15 protein-coding genes are annotated in these 21,475 nt (G+C 71.9%); 4 read left to right on the top strand and 11 right to left on the bottom strand.

Annotated features, from left to right (window positions below):
- From ACGFMK_RS30650 to ACGFMK_RS30620, 7 genes are all read right to left on the bottom strand, one after another.
- Positions 1 to 667, bottom strand: a 667-nt coding sequence (locus tag ACGFMK_RS30650) for a leucine zipper domain-containing protein (protein ID WP_392770428.1), incomplete at its 3' end; no start/stop codon positions are given.
- Between the two features lie 125 nt (positions 668 to 792).
- On the bottom strand, positions 793 to 1,230 hold the full coding sequence (locus tag ACGFMK_RS30645; protein WP_392770426.1) for an SRPBCC family protein: 438 nt from the start codon (positions 1,228 to 1,230) through the stop codon (positions 793 to 795).
- Between the two features lie 143 nt (positions 1,231 to 1,373).
- The gene (locus tag ACGFMK_RS30640; RefSeq protein WP_392770423.1) at positions 1,374 to 3,071 is read right to left on the bottom strand and encodes a beta strand repeat-containing protein; all 1,698 of its coding nucleotides are present in this window, start codon (positions 3,069 to 3,071) and stop codon (positions 1,374 to 1,376) included.
- A gap of 57 nt (positions 3,072 to 3,128) precedes the next feature.
- Positions 3,129 to 3,950 (bottom strand): hypothetical protein, encoded by an 822-nt coding sequence (locus ACGFMK_RS30635; protein ID WP_392770421.1) that lies wholly within the window; start codon positions 3,948 to 3,950, stop codon positions 3,129 to 3,131.
- A gap of 279 nt (positions 3,951 to 4,229) precedes the next feature.
- The gene (locus ACGFMK_RS30630; RefSeq protein ID WP_392770436.1) at positions 4,230 to 5,444 is read right to left on the bottom strand and encodes a PP2C family protein-serine/threonine phosphatase; all 1,215 of its coding nucleotides are present in this window, start codon (positions 5,442 to 5,444) and stop codon (positions 4,230 to 4,232) included.
- A gap of 244 nt (positions 5,445 to 5,688) precedes the next feature.
- Complete coding sequence (locus ACGFMK_RS30625) at positions 5,689 to 6,360, bottom strand: fasciclin domain-containing protein (RefSeq protein ID WP_392770418.1); 672 nt, start codon at positions 6,358 to 6,360, stop codon at positions 5,689 to 5,691.
- A 178-nt stretch (positions 6,361 to 6,538) separates the two neighbouring features.
- Entirely contained in the window at positions 6,539 to 6,934 is a 396-nt protein-coding gene (locus ACGFMK_RS30620; RefSeq protein ID WP_392770415.1) for an ATP-binding protein, read from the bottom strand.
- A 188-nt stretch (positions 6,935 to 7,122) separates the two neighbouring features.
- Here ACGFMK_RS30620 and ACGFMK_RS30615 point away from each other — a divergent pair, with 188 nt between their 5' ends.
- A complete protein-coding gene (locus ACGFMK_RS30615) occupies positions 7,123 to 8,688 on the top strand; it encodes an FMN-binding glutamate synthase family protein (RefSeq protein ID WP_392770412.1) in 1,566 nt (521 codons plus the stop codon).
- Positions 8,689 to 8,703: 15 nt separating this feature from the next.
- Entirely contained in the window at positions 8,704 to 10,437 is a 1,734-nt protein-coding gene (locus ACGFMK_RS30610) for a thiamine pyrophosphate-dependent enzyme (RefSeq protein ID WP_392770409.1), read from the top strand.
- Between the two features lie 15 nt (positions 10,438 to 10,452).
- Here the strand turns inward: ACGFMK_RS30610 and ACGFMK_RS30605 are convergent, their stop codons facing one another.
- Positions 10,453 to 15,447 carry an RHS repeat-associated core domain-containing protein gene (locus ACGFMK_RS30605; RefSeq protein WP_392770406.1) on the bottom strand — a complete coding sequence of 1,665 codons (4,995 nt, stop codon included), beginning with the start codon at positions 15,445 to 15,447 and terminating at the stop codon, positions 10,453 to 10,455.
- A gap of 126 nt (positions 15,448 to 15,573) precedes the next feature.
- Positions 15,574 to 16,005 (bottom strand): nitroreductase/quinone reductase family protein, encoded by a 432-nt coding sequence (locus ACGFMK_RS30600; RefSeq protein WP_392770404.1) that lies wholly within the window; start codon positions 16,003 to 16,005, stop codon positions 15,574 to 15,576.
- 202 nt (positions 16,006 to 16,207) lie between these two features.
- Here ACGFMK_RS30600 and ACGFMK_RS30595 point away from each other — a divergent pair, with 202 nt between their 5' ends.
- A complete protein-coding gene (locus ACGFMK_RS30595; RefSeq protein ID WP_392770401.1) occupies positions 16,208 to 17,173 on the top strand; it encodes a helix-turn-helix domain-containing protein in 966 nt (321 codons plus the stop codon).
- A 283-nt stretch (positions 17,174 to 17,456) separates the two neighbouring features.
- Here the strand turns inward: ACGFMK_RS30595 and ACGFMK_RS30590 are convergent, their stop codons facing one another.
- Both ACGFMK_RS30590 and ACGFMK_RS30585 read right to left on the bottom strand, forming a co-directional pair.
- Positions 17,457 to 18,197: a D-Ala-D-Ala carboxypeptidase family metallohydrolase gene (locus ACGFMK_RS30590; protein WP_392770398.1), complete on the bottom strand. Its 741-nt coding sequence runs from the start codon at positions 18,195 to 18,197 to the stop codon at positions 17,457 to 17,459.
- 34 nt (positions 18,198 to 18,231) lie between these two features.
- Positions 18,232 to 19,563, bottom strand: a complete 1,332-nt coding sequence (locus ACGFMK_RS30585; RefSeq protein WP_392770396.1) for a GH25 family lysozyme — start codon at positions 19,561 to 19,563, stop codon at positions 18,232 to 18,234.
- Positions 19,564 to 19,836: 273 nt separating this feature from the next.
- Between ACGFMK_RS30585 and ACGFMK_RS30580 the strand changes: the two genes are divergently transcribed.
- Positions 19,837 to 21,402, top strand: coding sequence for a long-chain-fatty-acid--CoA ligase (locus ACGFMK_RS30580; RefSeq protein WP_392770393.1), 1,566 nt, complete (start codon positions 19,837 to 19,839; stop codon positions 21,400 to 21,402).
- Positions 21,403 to 21,475 lie beyond the last annotated feature (73 nt).

Below are 21,475 nucleotides of genomic sequence, written 5' to 3'. Positions count from 1 at the left end.
CGAACCAGGCCACCGCCCGGCGCAGGACTGCGGTGGCGGTGGCGGCGGTTTCGTCGGCGTGGATCTCGGCGTAGGCGACGCGGGAATGGTCGTCGAGCACCGTGTGCACGAACCCGGTCCCGATCTTGGGGTTGCGGTAGGCGTTGCGGGGCTTGCCCGGGGTCGCGGCCCGGTTGCGGTCACCTTGAGCGCGGCCGACGAACCGGTGCCCGCCGCCGTCGGGGATGTTGCCGAACTTGGTGACATCGACATGGATCAGCGACCCGGGATGGTCGTGTTCGTAGCGGCGCAGCGGCTCGCCGGTGACCCGGTCGATGCGGGAGAGCCGGTTGATCCGGCATCGCACCAGCACCGCATGCACGGTCGAGGCGGGCAGGCCGAGCAGGCCGCCGATCTGGACCGGGCCCAGCCGCTTGCGCCACCGCAACCGCACGATCGCCCGCACCAGGTGCTCGGGTGTGCGGGTCGGGCTGCGGCGGGGACGGCAGCTGCGATCAGCCATCCCGGCCACGCCTTCGGCTCGGTAGCGGGCGGCCCATTTCGCGGCGGTTTTGGCGGCGACCATGAACATCTTCACCGCTGCGGTGCAGGTCCAGCCCTGCTCGACGATCAGGCGGGCCAGCCGCAGCCGGGTGCGTGGGGTCAGGGTGGCGTTAGGGTGGGACACGAAGGCCTCCGGTCGGTGAAGCGGTTCCTAGACACCTCCACTTCACAACCGGAGGCCTTCACCTGTCAGCACGACAGGCCGCCGCTGGTCACCTCAACTCGGGACAACGTCCCTGGACATCACATTTAGGCGAGCAGCTTCCGCAGGCCGTCGATGCCGCCGCCGTACACGTCGTGGGCGAAGGTGCGGTCGAGGTCCTCCTCCTGGGCCGCGTCGGCGTCGTACTCCGCCCACCATTCGACGAAGGACTCGCCGGTGTCGGTGACCGGGCTGACCCGGATCGTCGACACGTAGCGGCGCACACCGAAGGGGTTGGCCCCGGTGAACGCGTAGGTGAGGGTGCGAGCGGGGTCGTCGAGGACGAGCAGCCGTTCGTCGAAGGGGTCACCGCCGGCCGCGAGGGTCAACCGCCGGACGGCCCCGACGTGCCCGTCGGCGCCTTCGACGATCTCGCAGTGCCCGATCGCCCCGAGGAAATCGGGCAGGTCACCGAACGCGCGGACCCGGGCCCAGACCTTGTCGACGGGCGCGGCGACGACTCCGCTGGCGTAGGGACGCGGCATGGTCACTCCAAGGTGTCGGGCACTCCAGGATCACTGGTTCACCTCACGCCGGGAACAACGGAATCTCCACGGACCAGCAACACGGGCACAAAGCGGGGCACCGGATTCCTCCGGTGCCCCGCCCTGGTGTTCGCCGCTGACCGTCAGACGGTGTGCGGGCCGTGCGCGACGGTGTTCCAGCCGGTGGCGATGACCGCGGCGTCGCCGCCGTTGCCCGCCGAGCCGGAGTTCCCGCCGGTGGTGGTGCTGGTGTTGCCCGCGTCGCCGGTCCAGCCGGTGGCGCCGGTGTCACCCGAGCCGCCCGAAGTCACCGTGGTGGCCGACTTCGTGCCGTTCTCGTGCTTCCAGCCACCCTGGTGGCCGCCGCGGGCCGACGTGACGGCGGTGTTGCCGCCGGTCGAGCCCGAGTCACCCGAGTTGCCGGAGTTCCCGGTCACCGCGCTGTTGTGGCTGGTGGCGTTCCCGGCGTCCCCGGAGTTTCCGCCGTTGCCGCCGGTCGCGGTGCCGGTGACCTTGCCGGAGACGCTGCTGGTGCCGCCCTGGTTGTGACGGTTCCAGCCGTGCCCACCGTTGTTCGTGGCGGAGTTCTTGCCGGTGCTCACGACGGTGGCGTCGCCACCGTTGCCCGCCCAGCCCGAGTTCCCGCCGGTGGTCGTGCTGGAGTTCCACGCGTCCCCGGTCGAACCGGTGGCGCCGGTGTCACCCGAGTTGCCCGAAGTCACCGTGGTGGCCGACTTCGTGACTTCGTGCTTCCAGCCCGAGTCGTGGTTCCAGCCACCCTTGTTCCAGCCACCGTTGTGGTGACCACGGCTGTTGTCCTGGCCGCCCAGGGTCCACACGATGGCGGTGTTGCCGCCGGTGGAACCCGAGTCACCCGAGGTGCCGGAGTTCCCGGTCACCGCGCTGTTGTGGCTGGTGGCGTTCCCGGCGTCGCCGGAGTTGCCACCGTTGCCGCCCTTGGCGGTGCCGGTGACCGAACCCAGGACGCCCGTGTTGCCGCCCTGGTCGTGACGGTTCCAGCCCCAGCCGTGCCCACCGGTGTTGCCGGCGGAGTTCTGGCCGGTGCCGGCGACGGCGGCGTCGCCACCGTTGCCCGCCCAGCCCGAGTTCCCGCCGGTGGTGGTGCTGGTGTTGGTCGCGTCACCGGTCGAGCCGGTGGCGCCGGTGTTCCCGGAGTCGCCCGAGGACACGGTGGTGGTGCACTGCGCCAGCAGGCACAGGCCGTAGGCGCTGTTCCCGCCGGTGGACCCGGAGTCACCCGAGCTGCCGGAGTTGCCGCTGACGGCGGTGTTGCCGCTGGTGGCGTTCCCGGCATCGCCGGAGTTGCCACCGTTGCCGCCCTTCGCGGTACCGGTGACCGAGCCGAGGACGCCGCGGGCGCCCCGCGTGTCCGCGGTGTTCTCGCCCGACGCCACCGACGTGCCGGAGCCGCCGTTGCCGGCGTTCCCGGAGTGGCCACCGGTGGTGGTACTGGTGTTCGAGGCGTTCCCGGTCGAGCCGGTCGCGCCCGTGTTCCCGGAGTTGCCCGAGGACACCGAGGTGGTGCACTTGGCCAGCACACAGACGCCGTAGGCGCTGTTGCCGCCGGTGGACCCGGAGTTACCCGAACTGCCGGAGTTCCCGCTGACAGCGCTGTTGCCGCTGCTCGCGTTCCCGCCGCCGCCCGAGGTTCCGCCGGTGCCACCGGTGGCGGTGCCGGCCACCACCGAGTGCAGGGTGTTGCCGAGCCCGCCCAGCGGGCCCGGGCTCCCGGTGTCCGCACTGGCCACCGCAGATCCCAGCAGGACGAACCCGCCGGAGATGAAGGCGGCGGTCAGGCCGCGTCGCACGTACTTGTGCATGACTTCCCTTTCCTTACCATCTGTCCACTGTGGATTTCCGGAGGTGGAAAGGGAAAGTCAGCTCGGATGGTCGTTGCCGTAGAACTCCAGCCAGTGCAACGACCACGAGCCCGCGGGTGGCGCCCGCCAGGATCGATCGGTCCCGGCCGTGCCGGTCCCGACGGCGGTCACGGCATACTCGCCACCGTGCTGCCCACCGGAACCCGCCGACATCGCGCCGCTCGTGCCGGACACGTCGGCGGGGAGTTCCCCGCCACCGGATCCGGGCATCGGAACGGCCGCGTCCCCGGCGACCTGCGCGTCGTGACGACGCTGAGTACCACCCTGCTTGACGACGACCGGAGCGAGCCGGCCGACCGCTTGCGGGGAAACGGTTTCTCCACGGGACGTGGCGATAACCGGCTGCCCGGCCGGCACGTGCTCGCCGCGCACCACCGGTGCGGTCACCGGGGCCGTGGTCGGCAAAACCGGCGACGTCACCGGGGACACCGCGTACAGCACGGGCTCGGTGACCGGCCGCAGGGCCGACAGCACCGGCTCCGCCGCGTGCAGCACCGGCCGAGTCAGCGGCGCGAGCACGGGCTCGAGCCCGCTCGTCACCGGCCGCACCACCGGGGCCACCTGCGACGTCACGGCGTGCACGGTGTCCGTGACCGGCTCGAGTACCGGACCGGCGGGTGCGAGCACGTCATGAGCGACGTGGCCGACCCGATCGAGCAGACCGGACCGGTCGGGCGGCGGCGCACCTTCGGAAGCGTCCGCGGCCCCCGACACGGCCAAGGCCAACAGGGTGAATCCGAACAACGCGCCGGCCACGACCAGCACCCGCAGTACCAGTGGGTGCCGAACCAGCGCGTAATCCGTCTGGGAAGTATCCATCCATCTCACCCCCTTTTCGGTCTGGACTTCACCGTCAGTCAGCTTTCGAGGCGAAGGGCATCACCGGATTGGGTGGCGTTTGATGTTTTTTCTTTCCCCTGAAAGGGTTTGCTACCACTGAGTAGCGGGTACACCGCCGAATTGTCCAAAATGGACGGCGAAGCTGTCGTCCACGTGCCGCAGAACCCGGGTGCCGAGGGCGAAACTGGCCAAGCAGGACAACGCGCTACGAGCACTTCGACAAGCGCGAAAAGGTTGGACGAAGGTCGTCCCGTCCGGTCAGGCGGCAGGCTCGCCGGTCAGCAGGACCAGCGCGACGTCGTCGTCCAGCGGGCCGTCGTTCAGCTGCTGGACACGGCCGATCAGGGCGTCCAGCGCGGCGCCGGGATCACCCGGTCCGGTGAGGAGCTCGCCGGCCAGCGCGGCCATCCGCGTCCGGCCGAGGCGATCGCCGCCGCCGGACCGGCCTTCGAAGATGCCGTCGGTGTAGAGCAGCAGGGACCAGCCCGGCTCCAGCGTGACCTCGGTCTGCCGGCGGGGGCGTTTCAGCGGGATACCCAGCGGCGGCCCGAGCCCGTCCGACGGCAGGAACCCGGCCGCACCGCCCCGCGCGAGCAGCAGTGGCGGCGGATGACCGGCCAGCACCATCCGCGCGGACGTCCGGTCCGGGGCGACGGTGACCATGCACGCGGTGGCGAACAGCGGCTCGATCTGCTCGTTGACCAGGACCCGGTCGACCGTGGCCAGCACCTCGACGGCCGGCAGCCCGGCCAGCACGAGGGCCCGCCACGCGATCCGCAGCGCCACCCCCAGCGCGGCTTCGTCCGGCCCGTGCCCGCAGACGTCCCCGATGATCACCTCGACGGTGCCGTCGGCGAGCTCGACGGTGTCGTAGAAGTCGCCGCCCAGCAGCGCGCCGTCGCGGCCCGGGCGGTACCGGACCGCCAGGCCCAGGCGGTCGTCGGCGAGCAGCGGGGTGGGCAGCAGGCCGCGTTCGAGCCGCGCGTTCTCCCCCGCGAGCAGCTGCTGCTCCAGCAGGCGCTGTTCGGCGCCCTCGGCTCGCCGTCGTTCCCACGCGTAGCGCATGGCGCGCATCAGCAGCGGGCCGTCGACCTGGTCCTTGCCGAGGTAGTCCTGGGCACCGGCGGCGACGGCGGCCATCCCGGTGGCGGTGTCGTCCTGCCCGGTCAGGACCACGATGGCGCCGGCCGGGCTGTGCCGGCGCAACGTCGTGAGGGCGCTCAGGCCGGACGCGTCGGGCAGCTGCAGGTCCAGCAGCACGCAGTCGACGCCCCCGGCCAGCGGCAGCGCGGCCGCCAGCGTCGCCACCCGCAGGAGCGTGATCCGCTCGGCCTCGACCGGGACGTCGGCGAGCATCTCCTCGACCAGCAGCGCGTCGCCGTCGTCGTCCTCGACCAGCAGCACCGAGAGCCGGTTGACCGCGGGCGGGGGCGACGGCACGAGCAGCCGCGGGGAATCGGTCGAAGCAACGATCACCGCTCCGAGCCCCCTCTCGCACGAGCAAGTCGCCGACGGCGGCGATGCACCTGGGGGAACTCTAAACCGCGGCGATCGGGTGCCACCACACCGGTGCACGAGGAGAGCCGGCCGCCGCCACGACCATGGAGTGAACCGGCGGTGGCGACGGCCGGCGGGACGCCGCCGCTACGGCGTCCCCCCGGCGGCGAGTCCCTGCGACCCGCCGCCAGACCGGGGCCGGCCGACCCGGGAGCTCGGGTTACTTGTTGGTGCCCGGCGTCAGGACCTTGTCGATGACGAACACGGTGGCGTTCTTGGTGGGAATGTTGCCGCACAGGATCTTCGCGCCGTTGACGGTCATGGTGTCACCGGTGCCCTCGATCTTCAGCGGGCCACCGGCCGTGTTCAGCGACTCCAGCGAACCGGCGGCGGCGAGACCCTTGGCGTCGTAACGCTTGCCGACGACGTGGTACTGCAGGATCGGCGCCAGCTCGGCCGGCTTGCCCGCCAGCTCGTTGAACTTGGCGTCACCCAGCGCCGCGAAGGCCGGGTCGGCCGGCGCGAACACCGTGATGGCCTGCTGGCTGTTCAGCGTGTCCACCAGGTTGGTCGCCTTCACGGCCGCGACCAGCTTGGTCAGCAACGGGTTCGTCGACGCCGCCGACGCGACCGGCTGCGGGCCCATCGAGTCCAGCGAACCCGGCGAGGAGCCCTGCGGCAGCTGCGAACACGCGGGGCCGAAGACGTCGGCGTTGGTGGTCACACCGTCGGCGGCGGCCGCCATGCTGGACGACGGCGCGGCCATCGACGAAGACGGCGCCGGGGCGCTGCTGGAACTGCCCGAGGACGCGGTGTCGCCGCTGCCACAGGCGGTCAGGGTCAACGCGGCGGCCGCGGTCAGGCCGATACCGGCGATACGGATCTTGTGCACGAAAATCACTCCAGGAATGCGCGGCTTTCAGTTCTCCGCGGGAATCCGCGGAACTGCTTGATCTCGACGGTCATTCGGCGCCTGCCGGGTACCGGACGGGTGCGATCGCCGAGTTTTTCCGCGGCCACTCGAACGAGTGACGTTTTCCACTGTCCACAAAGGACTTCCGCTGACGTGCTCAGCCGGCGAGGTCGGCCCACACCGTCTTGTAGACGTCGTCGTGCGTGACCACACCCCAGCGGCGGCTGACCGCGTCGACCAGCAGGAGGCCCCGGCCGCGATCCTCGCCCGGCGAGAAACGGCCGAGCCGGAGGCCGAGGTCCGGGCGCGCGTCGTCGATCTCCAGCCGGACCGCCGAGCGCGGATCCCGGCACCGGATGCGCAGGGCCCGCACCCCCTGGGCGTGGTCCAGCGCGTTGGCGACCAGCTCGGTGGCCAGCAGCAGCGCGTCCTCCAGGCCTTCCGGCGAGGCACCGGCCAGCACGCTCCGGATCCAGCGCCGCACAGCGGCCAGGTCGAGCGGCACGCCGGCGTCGAACCGGTATTCGTGCGTGGCGGGTTCCGGGAGGTCCATGGGGTCCTTTGACGAGCAAAACCGGTGCCGAAAGCAGCCTTGGCCCAGGGAGTACCCCGACCGGCCGGAACTACGCCTCGACGCCGCGCCCACCGGGACGAATGCCCCATCGACGTCGGTAACCGTCGCTCGACCTGCGCCCGGCCGGGGACGCGGTTAGCTTCGGTTCCGTGCTCAGATTCGGCGCGATGGCTGCGCTCTCCCTGCTCGCGCTCGGCGCCACCGCCCTCGCCGTGTTCGCCGGCCCGTGGTGGTGGCTGCTCGCGGTGCCGCTGCTCGCCGTCGCCGCCGTCGGGTGCGGGGATCTCCTCCAGCGCAAGCACTCGGTGCTGCGCAACTACCCCGTGCTCGGGCACCTGCGGTTCCTCCTCGAGGGGCTCCGGCCCGAGCTGCAGCAGTACTTCGTCGAGCGCAACTTCGACGGCCGCCCGTACGACCGGGACGTCCGCAGCATCGTCTACCAGCGCGCCAAGGGCACCGACGCCGAGGAGCCGTTCGGCACCGAGCGTGACGTGTACGCCGACGGGTACGAGTCCCTCGTCCACTCGATGGCCCCGGTGGCGCAGCCCGACGACCCGCCGCGGATCCGGATCGGCGGCCCCGACTGCACCAAGCCCTACGACATGGCCCTGCTGAACGTCTCGGCGATGAGCTTCGGCTCGTTGTCCGCGAACGCGATCCTGGCCCTCAACAAGGGGGCCGCCCTCGGCGGGTTCGCCCACGACACCGGCGAAGGCGGCCTCTCGGAGTACCACCTGCGCCACGGCGGCGACCTCGTCTGGGAGATCGGCACCGGCTACTTCGGCTGCCGCACCGGCGACGGCGGCTTCGACAAGGAGGAGTTCGCCGACAAGGCCGCGCACGACGCGGTGAAGTGCGTGTCCCTGAAGCTCTCCCAAGGAGCGAAGCCCGGCATCGGCGGGGTGCTGCCCGGCGGGAAGGTGAACGCCGAGATCGCGCGCGTCCGCGACGTCCCGGAGGGCAAGACCGTCATCTCCCCGCCGTACCACCGGGTGTTCTCCACACCCCGCGAGCTGATCCGGTTCATCGCCTCGATGCGCGAGCTCGCGGGGGGCAAGCCGACGGGCTTCAAGCTCTGCGTCGGCTCGCGGAGCCAGTTCCTCGCTGTCTGCAAGGCGATGGTGGACGAGGGCGTCACGCCCGACTTCATCATCGTCGACGGCGCCGAAGGCGGCACCGGCGCCGCGCCGCTGGAGTTCGCCGACCACATCGGGACGCCGCTGACCGAAGGCCTCATCACCGTCCACAACGCACTGGTCGGCACCGGGCTGCGCGACCGGATCAGGCTCGGCGCCAGCGGCAGGGTCGCCACCGGCGCCGACATCGTCAAACGCCTGTTGCAGGGCGCGGACTACACGAACGCGGCGCGGGCGATGATGTTCGCCGTCGGGTGCATCCAGGCCCAGCGCTGCCACACCAACCGCTGCCCGGTCGGCGTCACCACCCAGGACGCCCGCCGCGCCCGCGCCCTGGACGTCGCCGACAAGTCCCTGCGCGTGGAACGGTTCCAGCGCTCCACGGTGGCCGGCGCGTTGCAGATCATGGCGTCGATGGGCGTCCGGTCCCCCGCCGAGCTGCGCCCGCACATGCTCCGCCGCCGCGTCGATCCGCACGAGGTGCGCTCCTACGCCGAGCTCTACGACTGGCTCGCCCCCGGGCAGCTGCTGTCCGCACCGCCGCGGGACTGGGCCCAGGACTGGGCCGCGGCCGATCCCGACCACTTCACCGTCTGACCACCAGGAGAACCCGTGTCCCGCACCGTCGCCCAGGTCATCGTCGACAGCCTCGCCCAGCTGGACGTCACGCACGTGTTCGGCGTCGTCGGCGACGCCCTCAACCCCCTGACGGACGCGATCCGCCGCGCCGAAAGCATCGAGTGGATCGGCTGCCGGCACGAAGAGGCCGCCGCGTTCGCCGCCGGCGCGCAGGCCCAGCTCACCGACACCATCGGCGTCTGCATGGGCACCGTCGGCCCCGGGTCGGTGCACCTGCTCAACGGCCTCTACGACGCCGCCAAGTCCCACGCTCCCGTGCTCGCCATCACCGGGCAGGTCCCGCAGGCCGACATCGGCACCGACATGTTCCAGGAGGTCGACAACGACCTGCTGTTCAAGGACGTCGCGGTCTTCCGCGCCACCGTGACCGCACCCGAGCAGATCCCCGGCCTGCTGGAGATCGCGGTCCGCACGGCGATCAGCCGCGGCGGCCCCGCCGTGCTCACCGTGCCGGGTGACGTCGGCGACAAGAAGGTCGAGGCCGACCGCGAGCCGCGGTTCTCCCTCGCCGAGCGCAGCACCCGCCCCGACGACCCCGCGCTGGACGCCGCCGCCCAGCTGCTCAACGCCGCCGGGAAGGTCACCCTGCTCGTCGGCCGCGGCGCCCGGCAGGCCCGCGAGGACGTGCTGGCCCTGGCGGACAGGCTGGGCGCGCCGATGGTGCTCACTCTCAAGGCCAAGGAAGGCTTCGAGGACGACAACCCGTTCGAGGTCGGCCAGACCGGCCTGATCGGCAACCCCGCCGCCGCCCAGGCGATGGACCACGCCGACCTGCTGCTCCTGCTGGGCACCGACTTCCCCTACCGGGCCTGGTACCCGGCGGGCAAGAAGGTCATCCAGGTGGACGCCGTGGCCGAGCACATCGGCCGCCGCGTCCCCGTCGACGTCGGCCTGGTCGGCGACGTCGCCCCCACCGTGGCCGCGTTGCTGCCGCGGCTGTCCCCGCAGGCGTCCCGCACCCACCTCGACGACGCCCGCGCGCACTTCGAGCGCTGGCACGCCGGGCAGCGGCGGCTGGCTTCGCCCGAGCACGACAAGGGCCTGGCCGGCAAGGTCCGGTCCGTCTTCGACAACGCCGAACACCAGATCCGGCCGGAAGCCCTGGCCGCGCTGGTCGACGAGCACGCCGCCCGCGACGCCGTGTTCACCTCCGACACCGGCATGGCGACGGTGTGGCTGTCGCGCTTCGTCCGGATGACCGGCTCGCGGCGGCTGCTCGGCTCGTACAACCTCGGGTCGATGGCCAACGCGATGCCCCAGGCGATCGGCGCCCAGCTGCAGGACCGCGACCGCCAGGTGATCGCGTTCTGCGGCGACGGCGGCCTGAGCATGCTGCTGGGCGACCTCATGACCATCCGCACCTACCGGCTGCCGGTGAAGCTGGTGGTGTTCGACAACCGGCGCCTGGGCATGGTGAAACTCGAGCAGGAGCAGGCCGGCCTGCCCGAGTTCGGCACCGAGCTGGACAACCCGGACTTCGCGGCGGTCGCCACCGCCATGGGCCTGACGGGCATCCGGGTCACCGACCCGGACGCCCTCGCCGAGGCCGTGCCGCGCGCGCTGAGCACCGAGGGCCCGGTGCTGCTGGACGTCCTCACCAACCCCGAGGAGATGTCCGTCCCACCGAAGCCCACGGTGGATCAGGGCTGGGGTTTCGCGATCGCCAAGGTCAAGGAGCACCTCCGCAGCACCGGCGAGAAGAGCTGACCGCCGAACCCGCGGTCACTCGCCGAGGTTGGGCATCGGCCGGTTCGAACCCCAGCGGATCGGCGGGTCGAACGCCCCGCTGATCGTGTCCAGCTTCGTCCCCTTCGGCGGGAACTCCGTCAGGAAGTTGTCCGGCTTGTTGTGCTGGATGAAATTCTGCACGTTGGGAGTCAGGCCCTGGTACTCGGCGTCGAGCTTGACGTGGTCCCGGATGCCCTGTTCGGCGGGGTTGCGGGCGTCCGGCCACTTGACGTTGTCGCTGGCCGTGACCGAATAGTCCACCTTGAGGCCCTGAACCTCCTTGCGGAAGTCCGCGGGCTTCCCGCTGATGCCCCAGTCGTTCATCTTCCGCTGCAGCTCCGTGTCGCCCATCCGGGTGACCGTGTCCTTGACCTGCCCGATCTGGATGTCGGCCTGCTTGAGCTTGCTCTCGAAGTTGCCCGACATCTGGGAGTTCGCCTTCCGGGACAGCGTGGTCATGTTGTCGGCGGTCCCGGAGCCGCCGAGTTCGTTGTTCTTCAGGTGCCCCTTGATGAAGTAGCCCTCGTCGGTGTCGGGCTTGTAGCCGTTTTTGCCGTCGCCCTTGAGCTTGTCGAGCTCGGCCTGCAGGCGCGGGTCGAAATTCGCGTGCTTGGTCCCGTTCAGCTCGTTGACGTCGGTGAGGTGGTTGCCCGCCGGCGTGGTGCCGCCGGGGCGGCTCCCCCGCCCGGACCCGTCGAGTGAGCCGCCGCCCGACTTCCCGCCGCCTTCCATCACCGTGCGGCCGGAGTTCCCGTGCGACACGTTGTCGTTGCCGGTGAGCGGCGGGTCGTACCGGCCGGTCCGGGGCTTCTTGGTGGCGGAGCCGGAACCGGTGGCCGCGTTTCCGGTGCCCGAATTCGGGTTCGGGCGCTTCTTCGGGGCCTTCTTGCACGGGGCGGCCGACTCGAAGGTCGCGTCGTCGTCGAGGAACGCGGTCGGGTCGTCGGCGTAGTTGACGACCTTGCCGCTGTTGCGGGTCAGGCCGAGCGGGTCGGCCGCGAGGAACGGGTCCTCGACGTAGGTCTCCGGGTTCAGCGCCGGGGTCAGGCCGAGCGGGTCCGGCGAGATGTAACGGGCGTTGGCCGGGTCGTAGTAGCGGAAGACGTTGAAGTGCAGGCCGGTTTCCGCGTCGAAGTACTGGCCGGGGAACCGCAGCGGGGTCGGCGGGCGGGAGCCGGCCGCGGTCAGGCCCCACAGGCTCGTCCGCACCGGGCTGACCGTGCCGTGGTCCGGGCTCACCAGCTCGGTCGGCGTGCCGATCTCGTCGGTGATCACCGCGGAGACCTCGACCCGCCCGTCGGGCAGCGTGCGCGCCTGCGCCACCACCCGGTCCTCGTCGGGGTGGTGGATCCAGGTCAGGGCCTCCACGAGCGCACCACCGGCGGTGTGCCGGGCTTCGACGAGGTTCGTGCCGTCCCAGGCGAAGTCGACCCGTTCGGCGACGCCGCCCGCGGTGTCCAGCCGTTCCTTGGCGACGCGCCGGTCGAGCGCGTCGTAGCGGTAGCGCCACCGGGTGCCGTCCGGGGTGCGCACCGCGACCAGGTGGTCGTGCGCGTCCCAGCCGAACGTCCAGGTCAGCGCCGTCCCGTCCGGCGCGGGCAGGGTCCGCCGGATCAGCCGGCCCTGCGCGTCGTAGGCGTAACGGACCGCGCCCGCCGCGGCGAGCACGCCACCGGCGTACTGGCGCGGTCCGGCCTCCGGACCGGTCCCCGGCGAGGAGGAGATCAGGTTGCCGAGCACGTCGTAGGCGTAGCGCTCGGCCAGGCCGGGGTGCAGCGCGGCCGTGACCCGGCCGGCGTTGTCGAACTCGTACCGCACGCCGCCGGCCGGCGCCTCCCGGGCGGCGACGCTGCCGTCCGGGCGCCGGAGCCAGCGCGTGGCCCCGGCCGGGGTGTGCTGCGCGGCGAGCCGCCCGGCGGGGTCGAACTCCTGCCGCAGCAACGGGTTCGGCCCGGCGGAGAGACCGAGCGTGCGGCCGGCGGCGTCCTGGTACAGGGTCAGCTCGGTGCCGGCGACCCGCAGCAGCTCGAGGCCGTCCGCGGTGTGTCCCCAGTGGACGTCCACACCGGACGGAGTGCGGCGGTTCTTCGCGCCGTGGGGGTAGTCGAAGGTGGTGGTCCCGGCCGCGGTGCTCTGGCGCGTGAGGCGGCCCTCCGCGTCGTGCTCCAGTTCGAGTACGCCGTCCGGGCCGGTGGCGCGCACCAGACGGCCGACCGGGTCGTAGCGGTAGGTCTCGGTGCCGGCCGGGCTGGTCCGCTCGGTCAAGTTGCCCAGCACGTCGTACCGGGACTCGACGGTCTCCCCCGCCGGCCCGGTGAGCCGCACCCGCTGCCCCGCGGCGTCGTACTCGCACCGCGTGACCCGGCCGGCGTAGTCCGTCTGGGCGAGCAGCCGGTCCTCGGCGTCGTAGGCGTAGTGCCAGGTCTGCCCGGCGGCGTTCGTCACGGCCACCAGCCGCAGCTCGGTGTCGTAGCGCTGGGTGGTGCGCGCGCCGACGGCGTCGACCGTGGCGGTGACCGTGCCCTGCGGGCCGTACTCGGTGCGGACCACGCGGCCCAGCTCGTCGGTGTGGGAGGTCTCCTCGCTCTCGCCGTCGAACGTCCACTGCCGGCGGGTGCCGTCCGTGGCGACGACTTCCCGCAACGAGCCTTCGACCGTCCACGCGAACGTGGTCCGGCCGGCGACGCCCTCGATCACGCGCGGCCGCCCGAACAGGTCGGCCTCGACGCGGGGTTCGGCGGCGTCCGGCGCGGTGCCGGTGTCCGCCACCTGCTCGAGGTGCTGGTCCGCGGCCACGCCGAGCGGGTCGGTGTAGGGGTCCGGCAGGTTCGATGCGGTGTAGCGGCGGCGGAACACCCGGTCGCCGTCGGCCACCTCGATGACCAGCTGGGTGTCGTCGCGCTCGGCGATCAGCACCCGGGAACCGTCGGCGCGCAGCACCGAGACGAGCCGCCCCTGCGCGTCGTGCTCGAACTCGGTGCGCCGGCCCAGCGGGTCGGTGCGGGAGAGCAGGACGTCGCGCGGTCCCCACTCCTTGCGGGTCACGCCGCCGGTCCGGTCGGTCAGCGCGACCGTGTTCCCGTTCTCGTCGAACTCGTACACCGTCTGCTTGCCGACCGAGTCGGTGACGGTGGTGCGCCGGTCGCCGTAGCTCAGCGACGCGTCGAGGTAACCCCGGTCGCCGACGCCCCGCACGCAGCGGCCCTGCTGGTCGTAGACGTAGCGGTACCAGGCGCCGATGTGGTTGGTCCAGCCGGTGATCCGGCCTTCGGGGTCGTGGGTGTAGTGGGCGGGCCGGGACGACGAGTTCGCGCGCAGGCCGAGGTGGCCGTTCGCGTCGTAGTCGTACCGGGCGACGAGGACGTCACCGCCGCCGGACAGCGCGCGCACCGCGCGGATCCGGCCGCCGTCGACGTCGAAGGCGATCCGGGCGCCGCCGGAGTGCGTGAGCAGCGCGGGCGCGCCGTCGGCGTCGTGCTCCAGCTCGACGTAGCCCCCGGTCTCGGTACGGATCTCCCTGAGCAGCAGCAGGTCCGGGTCGCCCTCGGCCGGGACGAACCGGTGCAGCGTGCCGCGCGCCGGGTTCTCCACGACGTAGCCCGTGCCCTGCGCGTAAAGCCGGCGCAGGGGGCCGTGCGGGGAGGTGGTGGCCTGGCCCGGCGCGGGCACCGGGAAGCGCAGGATCATCGCGTCGGCGCTGTGGTAGGTGACGGTCCCGTCCGCCACCGTCAGCCGTTCGTCCACCAGGGACGCCCACGAGGGACCGAACCAGCGCCCGGCCCGGTAGGACGAGACGTGGTTGCGGACGATCAGCTGGCCGAGCGGCCCCGGCACGACGAGGTCGCTTTCGGTGACCAGGACGTCGCCGGTCTCGACGTCGATCGGGTCGCCGCTGCCTTCCTTGCAGACGGGTTCCTTGGTCTCGGAGGTGTTCCGCTCGGGCCCCTTCGAGCCGCCGGAGCCCTTCGCACCGGAAGACGTCGTCGAGTCGCCACCGCCCTTGGGCGTGCCGGACGGCGGCGGGTCCCCGTCGGGGCCCTTCGACGTGGGCGGCGGATCGGACTTGGGCGGCGGGTCGGTCTTCGGCGGCGCGTCCGCACCCGAGGAGTGGGTGCCGTCGCCGTCGCCCTTCGCACCGGACGGCGTGGTGGAGTCCCCGCCCTTGCCCTTGGGCCCGTCCAGGCCCTTCGGGCTGCCGTTGATGTCGGCGTGCTTCGGCGCCGGAGCCGCCTTGCCCGGCTTGATCTTGCGCAGCGCCTTCGCCGCGTCCGAGAACAGATCCCCGGCGCGCTTGAGCAGCGGAATCAGCGCCTTGAGCGCCGTCACCAGCCGCTTGACCAGGTCCGCGATCTTCGACGCCGTCTTCGCCACCGCGCCGATCACCTGCGGCACCACCCAGGTGAGCCCGATGCCGAGGGTGAACACGACCTGCAGCGCCCAGCTGATCAGGTGCCCGATCAGCTCCGCGATGATGTCCCGCACCAGCGCCCGCACCGCCGCGACGACCTCACCGGCGGTCTTCACGCCACTGGAAGCGCCTTCACAACCCTTCTGGGCCGTGGCCAGTAATGTCACGGTGTCGTCGGCGCGCCGGCGGTAGGTGTCGGCGGCGTTCCCGGTCCAGGACACGGTGTCGGCCTTGACCATCCCGGTCAGGTCCTCACCGATACTGCCCAGTTCGGTCGCGATGTTCTTCCACGTCTCCGACTGGGCCGCGATCTCGTCGGCGTTGCCGGTCAGTCCGTTGAGCGCTTCCTTGAGCGGCCCGACGTGCTCCATCAGCCAGCCGACACCGGCGGCGAGGATCGCCCCGAACGGGTCCATCGCCATCGACAACGCGTCCAGCGCGGTGCCCACGGCACCCATCGCCACGGAGGCCCAGTCGCCGGACTCGATCGCGGACTTCAGGTCGGCCGCCGATTCCAGCAGTGACACACCCGAGTACGCCGTGGTCGAATCCTTGGTCTCCGCGACCAATGGATTGCTCATCCGTCCCCCACCTCAGCCCCTCGACGATCACGAAGTTTCCATGAAAACACACCCCCGTCAGGTCATTCGGAAGGGCTCCTGCACACGGTCGAGCTCGCGCGTCGCGTCGACCAGGTCGTCCGAGGGTCAGTCCGGTGCCGGGACGCCTTCTAGGACGACCAGCGGGAACGTCCGGTCGGTGTTCCGCTCGTAGGCGGAGGTGCCGTCGGAGACCAGGCGGTAGAGGCGGTCGCGTTCCTCGCCGGTCGTCACGACACCGCGGGCCCGGTAGGTGCGGTCGCCGAGTTCGACCGTCACGGCCGGATCGGCCCGCAGGTTGTGGAACCAGGCCGGATGCCGGGGAGCGCCCGCCTTCGACCCGACCACGAAGACGCGGCCCCGCTCGTCCACACCGAAGCCGAGCGGCACGGTGGTCCGCCGTCCGGTGCGGGCCCCGGTGGTGGTCAGCAGCAGGATCGGGAACGGCGGCCGGCTGACCTTGCCCTGGTGGGCGCGGAACTCGCTGATGACGCCTTCGTTGTAGGTCCGGAACTCCTCGTCGGACGGCACGGCGGACATGAATCTCCTTCGTCTCTCGGGCACCTCTCGACCGTGCAGACCGTCCGCGCCCCCGAAAGGAATCGGTCCACCACACGGCCTGGTGCGGACCGCCGTGTGGCCCAATCCGTGAGTTTCCGCCCAGTGCGCGGTGGGACGGTGTTAGCTTCCGTCCCGTCATCCGCTGCCGGAGCGAGGTGTTCCAGTCACAGTGACACCGCACATGGACAAGTTCGCCGCCTACCTGCGCATGCTCAAGGACCGCAGCGGGCAGGGCTACGAACGTCTCGGCAAGCAGGCCGGGGCCAGCGGCTCCAGCCTGCACCGCTACTGCTCGGGCCAGAGCGTGCCCGCCGACTACCGCGTGGTCCACTCGTTCGCCAAGGTCTGCGGCGCGTCCGCCGAAGAGCTGCGCGAACTCCACCAGCTGTGGGCCCTGGCCGACGCCGACCGGGTCGACGAGGCACCCCCGGAGCACGTCGAGACCCCGCCGCCGGCCACCGTCGAGGCCATCACACGGCCGGGCCGCCGGCGCGGGTACCTCGCGGTGGCCATCGCGATCGCGGTCCTGCTGGCGGGCGGCCTGGTCTGGGTCACCGCCGACGGGTCCGTCGCGCCACCCGGCCGGTACGCCGACCGCGTGCTGTTCTCCCCCGCCTGCCAGCCGCCGGTGAGCATGGGTCAGCACGACGAGTGCGTCACCGAGGTGCAGAACCTGCTGGTCTCGGCCCAGGGACGGCTCTCGGTCGACGGCTCGTTCGGCCCGGAGACCCTGCGCCGGGTCACCGCGTTCCAGGTGCTGGCCGGCCTGCCCCCGCGCGGGGTCGTCGACGAGGCCACCAAGAACGCGCTGTACGACCACCGGACCAGCATGGCGGGCTGGTCGGGAGCCATGGTGGAGCAGCGGATCCGGGCCGTGTTCACCGAGGCGCCGGACACCGCGGTCGCGATCGCCCGCTGCGCCTCGTTCCTCGACCCGCTGTGGGTGCTGCCGAACACGAACGGCAGCCGCAACTGGGGCGTCTTCCAGATCTCCGACGGCCGCCTGCTGGAGCTGGGCGGCACGCCGCGGCAGGCGTTCGACCCGGCCTGGAACATCGAGGCGGCGCACCGCCTGTGGAGCGCGCACCGCGACTTCCACGACTGGCCGGCCTGCTCGGCGGCCCTCCAGAGCCCGCTGTCGCACTGACCGAGGCTGTCGCACTGCTTGAGTGGGCCTGCGCACTGCTTGAGTGGGCCTGGTCCGCGAACCGGCCTGACGCCAGGCGAGCCCCAGCATCCAGAACCGGGGGGCAGCGGTCCGGGTGCACCGGGGCCCGCCGGACCGGCAGGGCGAAGCCCGCGCCCTCCGCGAGGGGTGGCCCCGAGGGTGCAGGCCGGAGGGCGCGGGCTTCGCGGCCGTGGTCCGGGAATCGCTGACGCCGGAAACCCCTCGAGGGCGGGGTTTCCGGCGTCAGACCCCCGGTCGCCGGTCAGACGGTCCCGTTCTCCCACCACCACGCGCGGCCGAGGTCGGCCCGGCTGTCCACGTGCTGGTGGTCGGTGTTGTAGGTCTCCAGGCCGGAGAAACCGCTGGTCTCGGCCTTCTGGTAGACGGTCTTGTTGGCCACGCCCGGCACGTCGAGGTCGGCGGCGGTGCCGTACATGTGCATGCTGTCGCTGGCCCCGCCGATCTCCGCGTTGTGCGCGATGCTGCGGAACCCGGAGTTCACCGTGATCGGCTTGTTCCCGAGCTTCTTGCGCACCGCCTCCAGCTTGTACATGCAGCGGCGGGCGTTCTCCTTGGCGGTGGCCGCGCTGACCTTGCCGCCGTTGAAGGTGCCGCTCACCCGGTCGGTGAACTCGCTGAAGTTGAAGTGCGCCGTGGACCCGTCGCTCTGCTCCAGCGCGTTGAGCGCGGCCTGGGTGGCCGGGCCGACCTGGGCGTCCGCGCCGAGGCCGTAGGCCGTCTGGAACCGGCGGACCGCCGCCGCCGTGCCGGGACCGAACTCGCCGTCGATCGAGACCCGGCTGTGGCTGGGCGAGTCGGCCGCCCAGCCCGCGACCCGGATCTGGAGCTCGGTGACGTCGGCGCCCGTACTGCCCTCGGTCAGGGTGCGGGACCACGGGTACGCCTGGGCGGTGCCGGACAGCAGCAGCGGGCTGACCACCGCGGCCGTGCCGATGACGGCCGCGCCGCGGAGCACCGTGCGGCGGCTCATGGGGAGACTCATTCTCGTCCTTTCCTAACGGGATTTCGGGCGGGATTCAGCGGTTGGCGAGCTGGTCGAGCGCGGCCTGGGTGCCGTTGAAGACGTCCCCGGTGGCCGGCGCGGGGATGCCGTCGGGGATGGCCGCGTCGGTGTACTGCCACATCAGCCAGGTGCTCGACCCGGCGGGCAGGGCCGGCTGCGTGACGGACTGGCGGTAGTCGGCGAGCTGCATCGGGTAGGAGGACAACGCCGTGGTGCCGCCCAGGCACGCGTCCAGGAACGACTTCTGGGTGTAGATGATCGGGGTCCGGCCGAACGCCGCGGCCACCTTGTCCAGCCACGCCTTGGCGTCGGCGACGGTGACGTAGGGCGGGCAGCCGCCGGAGCCGTCGTCCTTCCACTCCAGGTCGAACACGGGCGGCAGGTCACCGGCGCGTTTGCCGGTGTACCCGGTGGCCCGCACCGCGGCGATGAACCGGTCCGCCTGCGCTGCGCCGGTGTTGGCCGCGGTGCCGGTGTAGAAGTGGTACGGCCCCACGGCCAGCCCGGCGTTGCGGGCGGCGGGCAGGTCCGTGGCCAGGTACTCGTCGGTGACGTTGAGGCCGCGGGTCGCCTTGACGGTCGCGAACTCGACACCGGACGCCTTCACCGCGCCCCAGTTGATCGGCGCGCCGCCGGGGTGCTGGTACTTGGCCGTGTCGACACCGTCGATCGGGTGCCCGGCGGGCTTCGGCGGGACGCAGTAGGCGTTGCGGCTGGACCAGTCGGTCACCTTCGACCAGGTGGTGGGCCCGGCGACGCCGTCGGCACTGGCGTTGACGCAGTGCTGGAACTCGATCACCCGGTTGCGGGTGCCGTCGCCGAAGGTGCCGTCGACGGTCAGCGGCGGGTAGTGGCCCGGCTCCATGGCGAGGTTCAGCCGGCACTGGAGCTCCTTGACCTCCACGCCGCTGGAACCGCTCTGCAGGGTCGGGCGGGCCGTGGAATGGCCGCACACCACGCTCTGCGCGGTGACCGAAGTGCCCTGGGTGGCGCACTTCTTCGGGTGCGCGGACCAGGAGTTCAGCGCGGCCCACGTGTTCGGCCCGATCTCGCCGTCCACGCTCAACGCGGCGCACTGTTGGAACACGCGCACCCGGGCGTCGGTCGCCGGGCCGAAGGAGCCGTCCGCGCCGATGGGCGTGTACCGGCTCGCCTTGGTCGCCAGGCTGAGTTCACACTGGGCCTCGGTGACCTCGGTGCCGGTCGCGCCCTGTTTCAGGGTGGGCTGGGAGCTGGTGTGCCCGCACACCGCGACGGGTGCGGCCGCGGCGGTGGTGGTGGCCGTGGCGGCGGTCGCGGCGGGGAACACCAGCAGCACCGCGACGGCCAGAGCGAGTCTTTGCATGGCGAGGAGGCTCGCAGCGGCCACCCCGCCGGTCGCCGGTCGGCGCTCAACTCGGGACGCCGGGACAGTCCCACCCCACCGGACCAGCGGGAACGCCACCCCCGTGGGACACCGCTGGGACGCCCGCGGTGCCGGACGCCGTGCAACGGGCCGTATAGACCGTTATACAAACTCGTCGGCACCGGCCGCGCCGTCGCGGTGGCCCTGCCGTGAGCACCGTGGTAGAAATAGAACGTGTTTCAGTTCTGATCGCCGGTGCTGGGAGGTGCGTGGATGAGCGTCCCGACGGTGACCGACCTCCTGCTGGCCCGGGCCGGCGACGAGCGGCCGGGTCTGCGGTTCGAGGACGAGACGTACACCTGGGCCGAGCACGTCCGGGCGTCGGCGGTCCGCGCGGGTGACCTGCGGGAGGCGTTGCGCGGGGACCGGCCGCCGCACGTCGGCGTCCTGGCCGACAACGTGCCGGCGTTCTCCGTCCTGCTGGGCGCCTGCGCGTTCGCCGGGGCGGTGCTGGTCGGGCTCAACCCCACCCGCCGCGGGGAGGCCCTCGCGCGGGACGTCCGGCTCGCCGACTGCCGGTTCGTGCTCGCCGAGGCGAAGTACCGGCCCCTCCTCGACGGCCTGGACCTCGGCGGGATCGAGGTCCGGGACCTGGACGCGTGGCCGTCGGCGAACACGCCGATCGATCCCGTCCCCGCGTCACCGGACGACCTGCTCATGCTGATCTTCACCTCCGGCACCAGCGGTGACCCGAAGGCCGTGCGCTGCACCCACGGCAAGATCGCGTTTCCCGGCGCGATGCTCGCCCAGCGCTTCGGACTGTCCACATCGGACACGGTCTACGTCACGATGCCGATGTTCCACTCCAACGCCATCATGGCCGGCTGGGCGGTCGGGCTCGCGGCCGGCGCGGGCATCGCGCTGCGCCGCCGCTTCTCCGCCTCCGGTTTCCTGCCCGACGTGCGGAGGTTCGGCGCGACCTACGCCAACTACGTCGGCAAACCGCTGTCCTACGTGGTCGCCACTCCCCCGCGCCCGGACGACGCCGACAACCCCCTGCGCCTCGTCTACGGCAACGAAGGAGCGAGCGCCGACCTGGCCGCGTTCGAGAAACGCTTCGGCTGCCAGGTCGTCGACGCGTTCGGCTCCACCGAGGGCGGCGTGGGTTTCGCCCGCACCGAAGGCACCCCGCCCGGCTCACTCGGCAGGCCCACCGACGACGTCGCCATTCTGCACCCGCACACCGGCCGTCCGTGCCCACCGGCCGAGTTCGACTCCCGCGGCAACCTGCTCAACGCCGCGGAGGCCGTCGGCGAACTGGTCAACACCGCGGGCGCCGGCTGGTTCGCCGGGTACTACCGCGATCCCGGCGCCGACGCGGAACGGCTGCGCGACGGCCGGTTCCACACCGGCGACCTCGCCTACGCCGACGCCAGCGGGTTCTGTTTCTTCGCCGGCCGGCTCGGCGACTGGCTCCGCGTCGACGGCGAGAACCTCGGCACCGCGCCGATCGAGCGCATCCTGCTGCGCCACCCCGCGATCACCGACACCGCCGTCTACGCGGTCCCCGACCCGGTGACCGGGGACCAGGTGATGGCCGCCATCGTCACCGGCGGCACCCCCGTCGATCCCGCCGAGTTCGGCCGGTTCCTGGCGGCTCAGCCCGATCTCGGGCCCAAACAGGTACCCAGGTACGTGCGCACGGTCCGGGAGCTGCCGCGGACGTCGACGTTCAAGGTCGTCAAGCGGCAGCTTGCCGCCGAGGGCCTGAACGGCCCCGGCGTGCTCTGGGAGCGCGCCGGGCAGGACATCGTCTACACGGCACTGTCCGCCGTGTGAGGCTTCTCGAAGTGCTGTGCACCGCACCGTCGAAGCCGTCGAAGTTCAAGCTCGCCAGCCGCAGCGGCTGGCC

The organism is Amycolatopsis sp. NPDC049252 (genome assembly GCF_043197175.1).
Classification (GTDB): domain Bacteria; phylum Actinomycetota; class Actinomycetes; order Mycobacteriales; family Pseudonocardiaceae; genus Amycolatopsis.
The sequence above is the reverse complement of the archived record's forward strand: the minus strand, read 5'-3'. Positions and strand labels throughout refer to the sequence as shown.

Coding starts and splice junctions, on each gene's coding strand:
- ACGFMK_RS30645 (WP_392770426.1), bottom strand. CDS start 1,230: ATGCCGCGTCCCTACGCCAGCGGAGTCGTCGCCGCGCCCGTCGACAAG.
- ACGFMK_RS30640 (WP_392770423.1), bottom strand. CDS start 3,071: ATGCACAAGTACGTGCGACGCGGCCTGACCGCCGCCTTCATCTCCGGC.
- ACGFMK_RS30635 (WP_392770421.1), bottom strand. CDS start 3,950: ATGGATACTTCCCAGACGGATTACGCGCTGGTTCGGCACCCACTGGTA.
- ACGFMK_RS30620 (WP_392770415.1), bottom strand. CDS start 6,934: ATGGACCTCCCGGAACCCGCCACGCACGAATACCGGTTCGACGCCGGC.
- ACGFMK_RS30615 (WP_392770412.1), top strand. CDS start 7,123: ATGGCTGCGCTCTCCCTGCTCGCGCTCGGCGCCACCGCCCTCGCCGTG.
- ACGFMK_RS30605 (WP_392770406.1), bottom strand. CDS start 15,447: ATGAGCAATCCATTGGTCGCGGAGACCAAGGATTCGACCACGGCGTAC.
- ACGFMK_RS30600 (WP_392770404.1), bottom strand. CDS start 16,005: ATGTCCGCCGTGCCGTCCGACGAGGAGTTCCGGACCTACAACGAAGGC.
- ACGFMK_RS30595 (WP_392770401.1), top strand. CDS start 16,208: ATGGACAAGTTCGCCGCCTACCTGCGCATGCTCAAGGACCGCAGCGGG.
- ACGFMK_RS30590 (WP_392770398.1), bottom strand. CDS start 18,197: ATGAGTCTCCCCATGAGCCGCCGCACGGTGCTCCGCGGCGCGGCCGTC.
- ACGFMK_RS30585 (WP_392770396.1), bottom strand. CDS start 19,563: ATGCAAAGACTCGCTCTGGCCGTCGCGGTGCTGCTGGTGTTCCCCGCC.
- ACGFMK_RS30580 (WP_392770393.1), top strand. CDS start 19,837: ATGAGCGTCCCGACGGTGACCGACCTCCTGCTGGCCCGGGCCGGCGAC.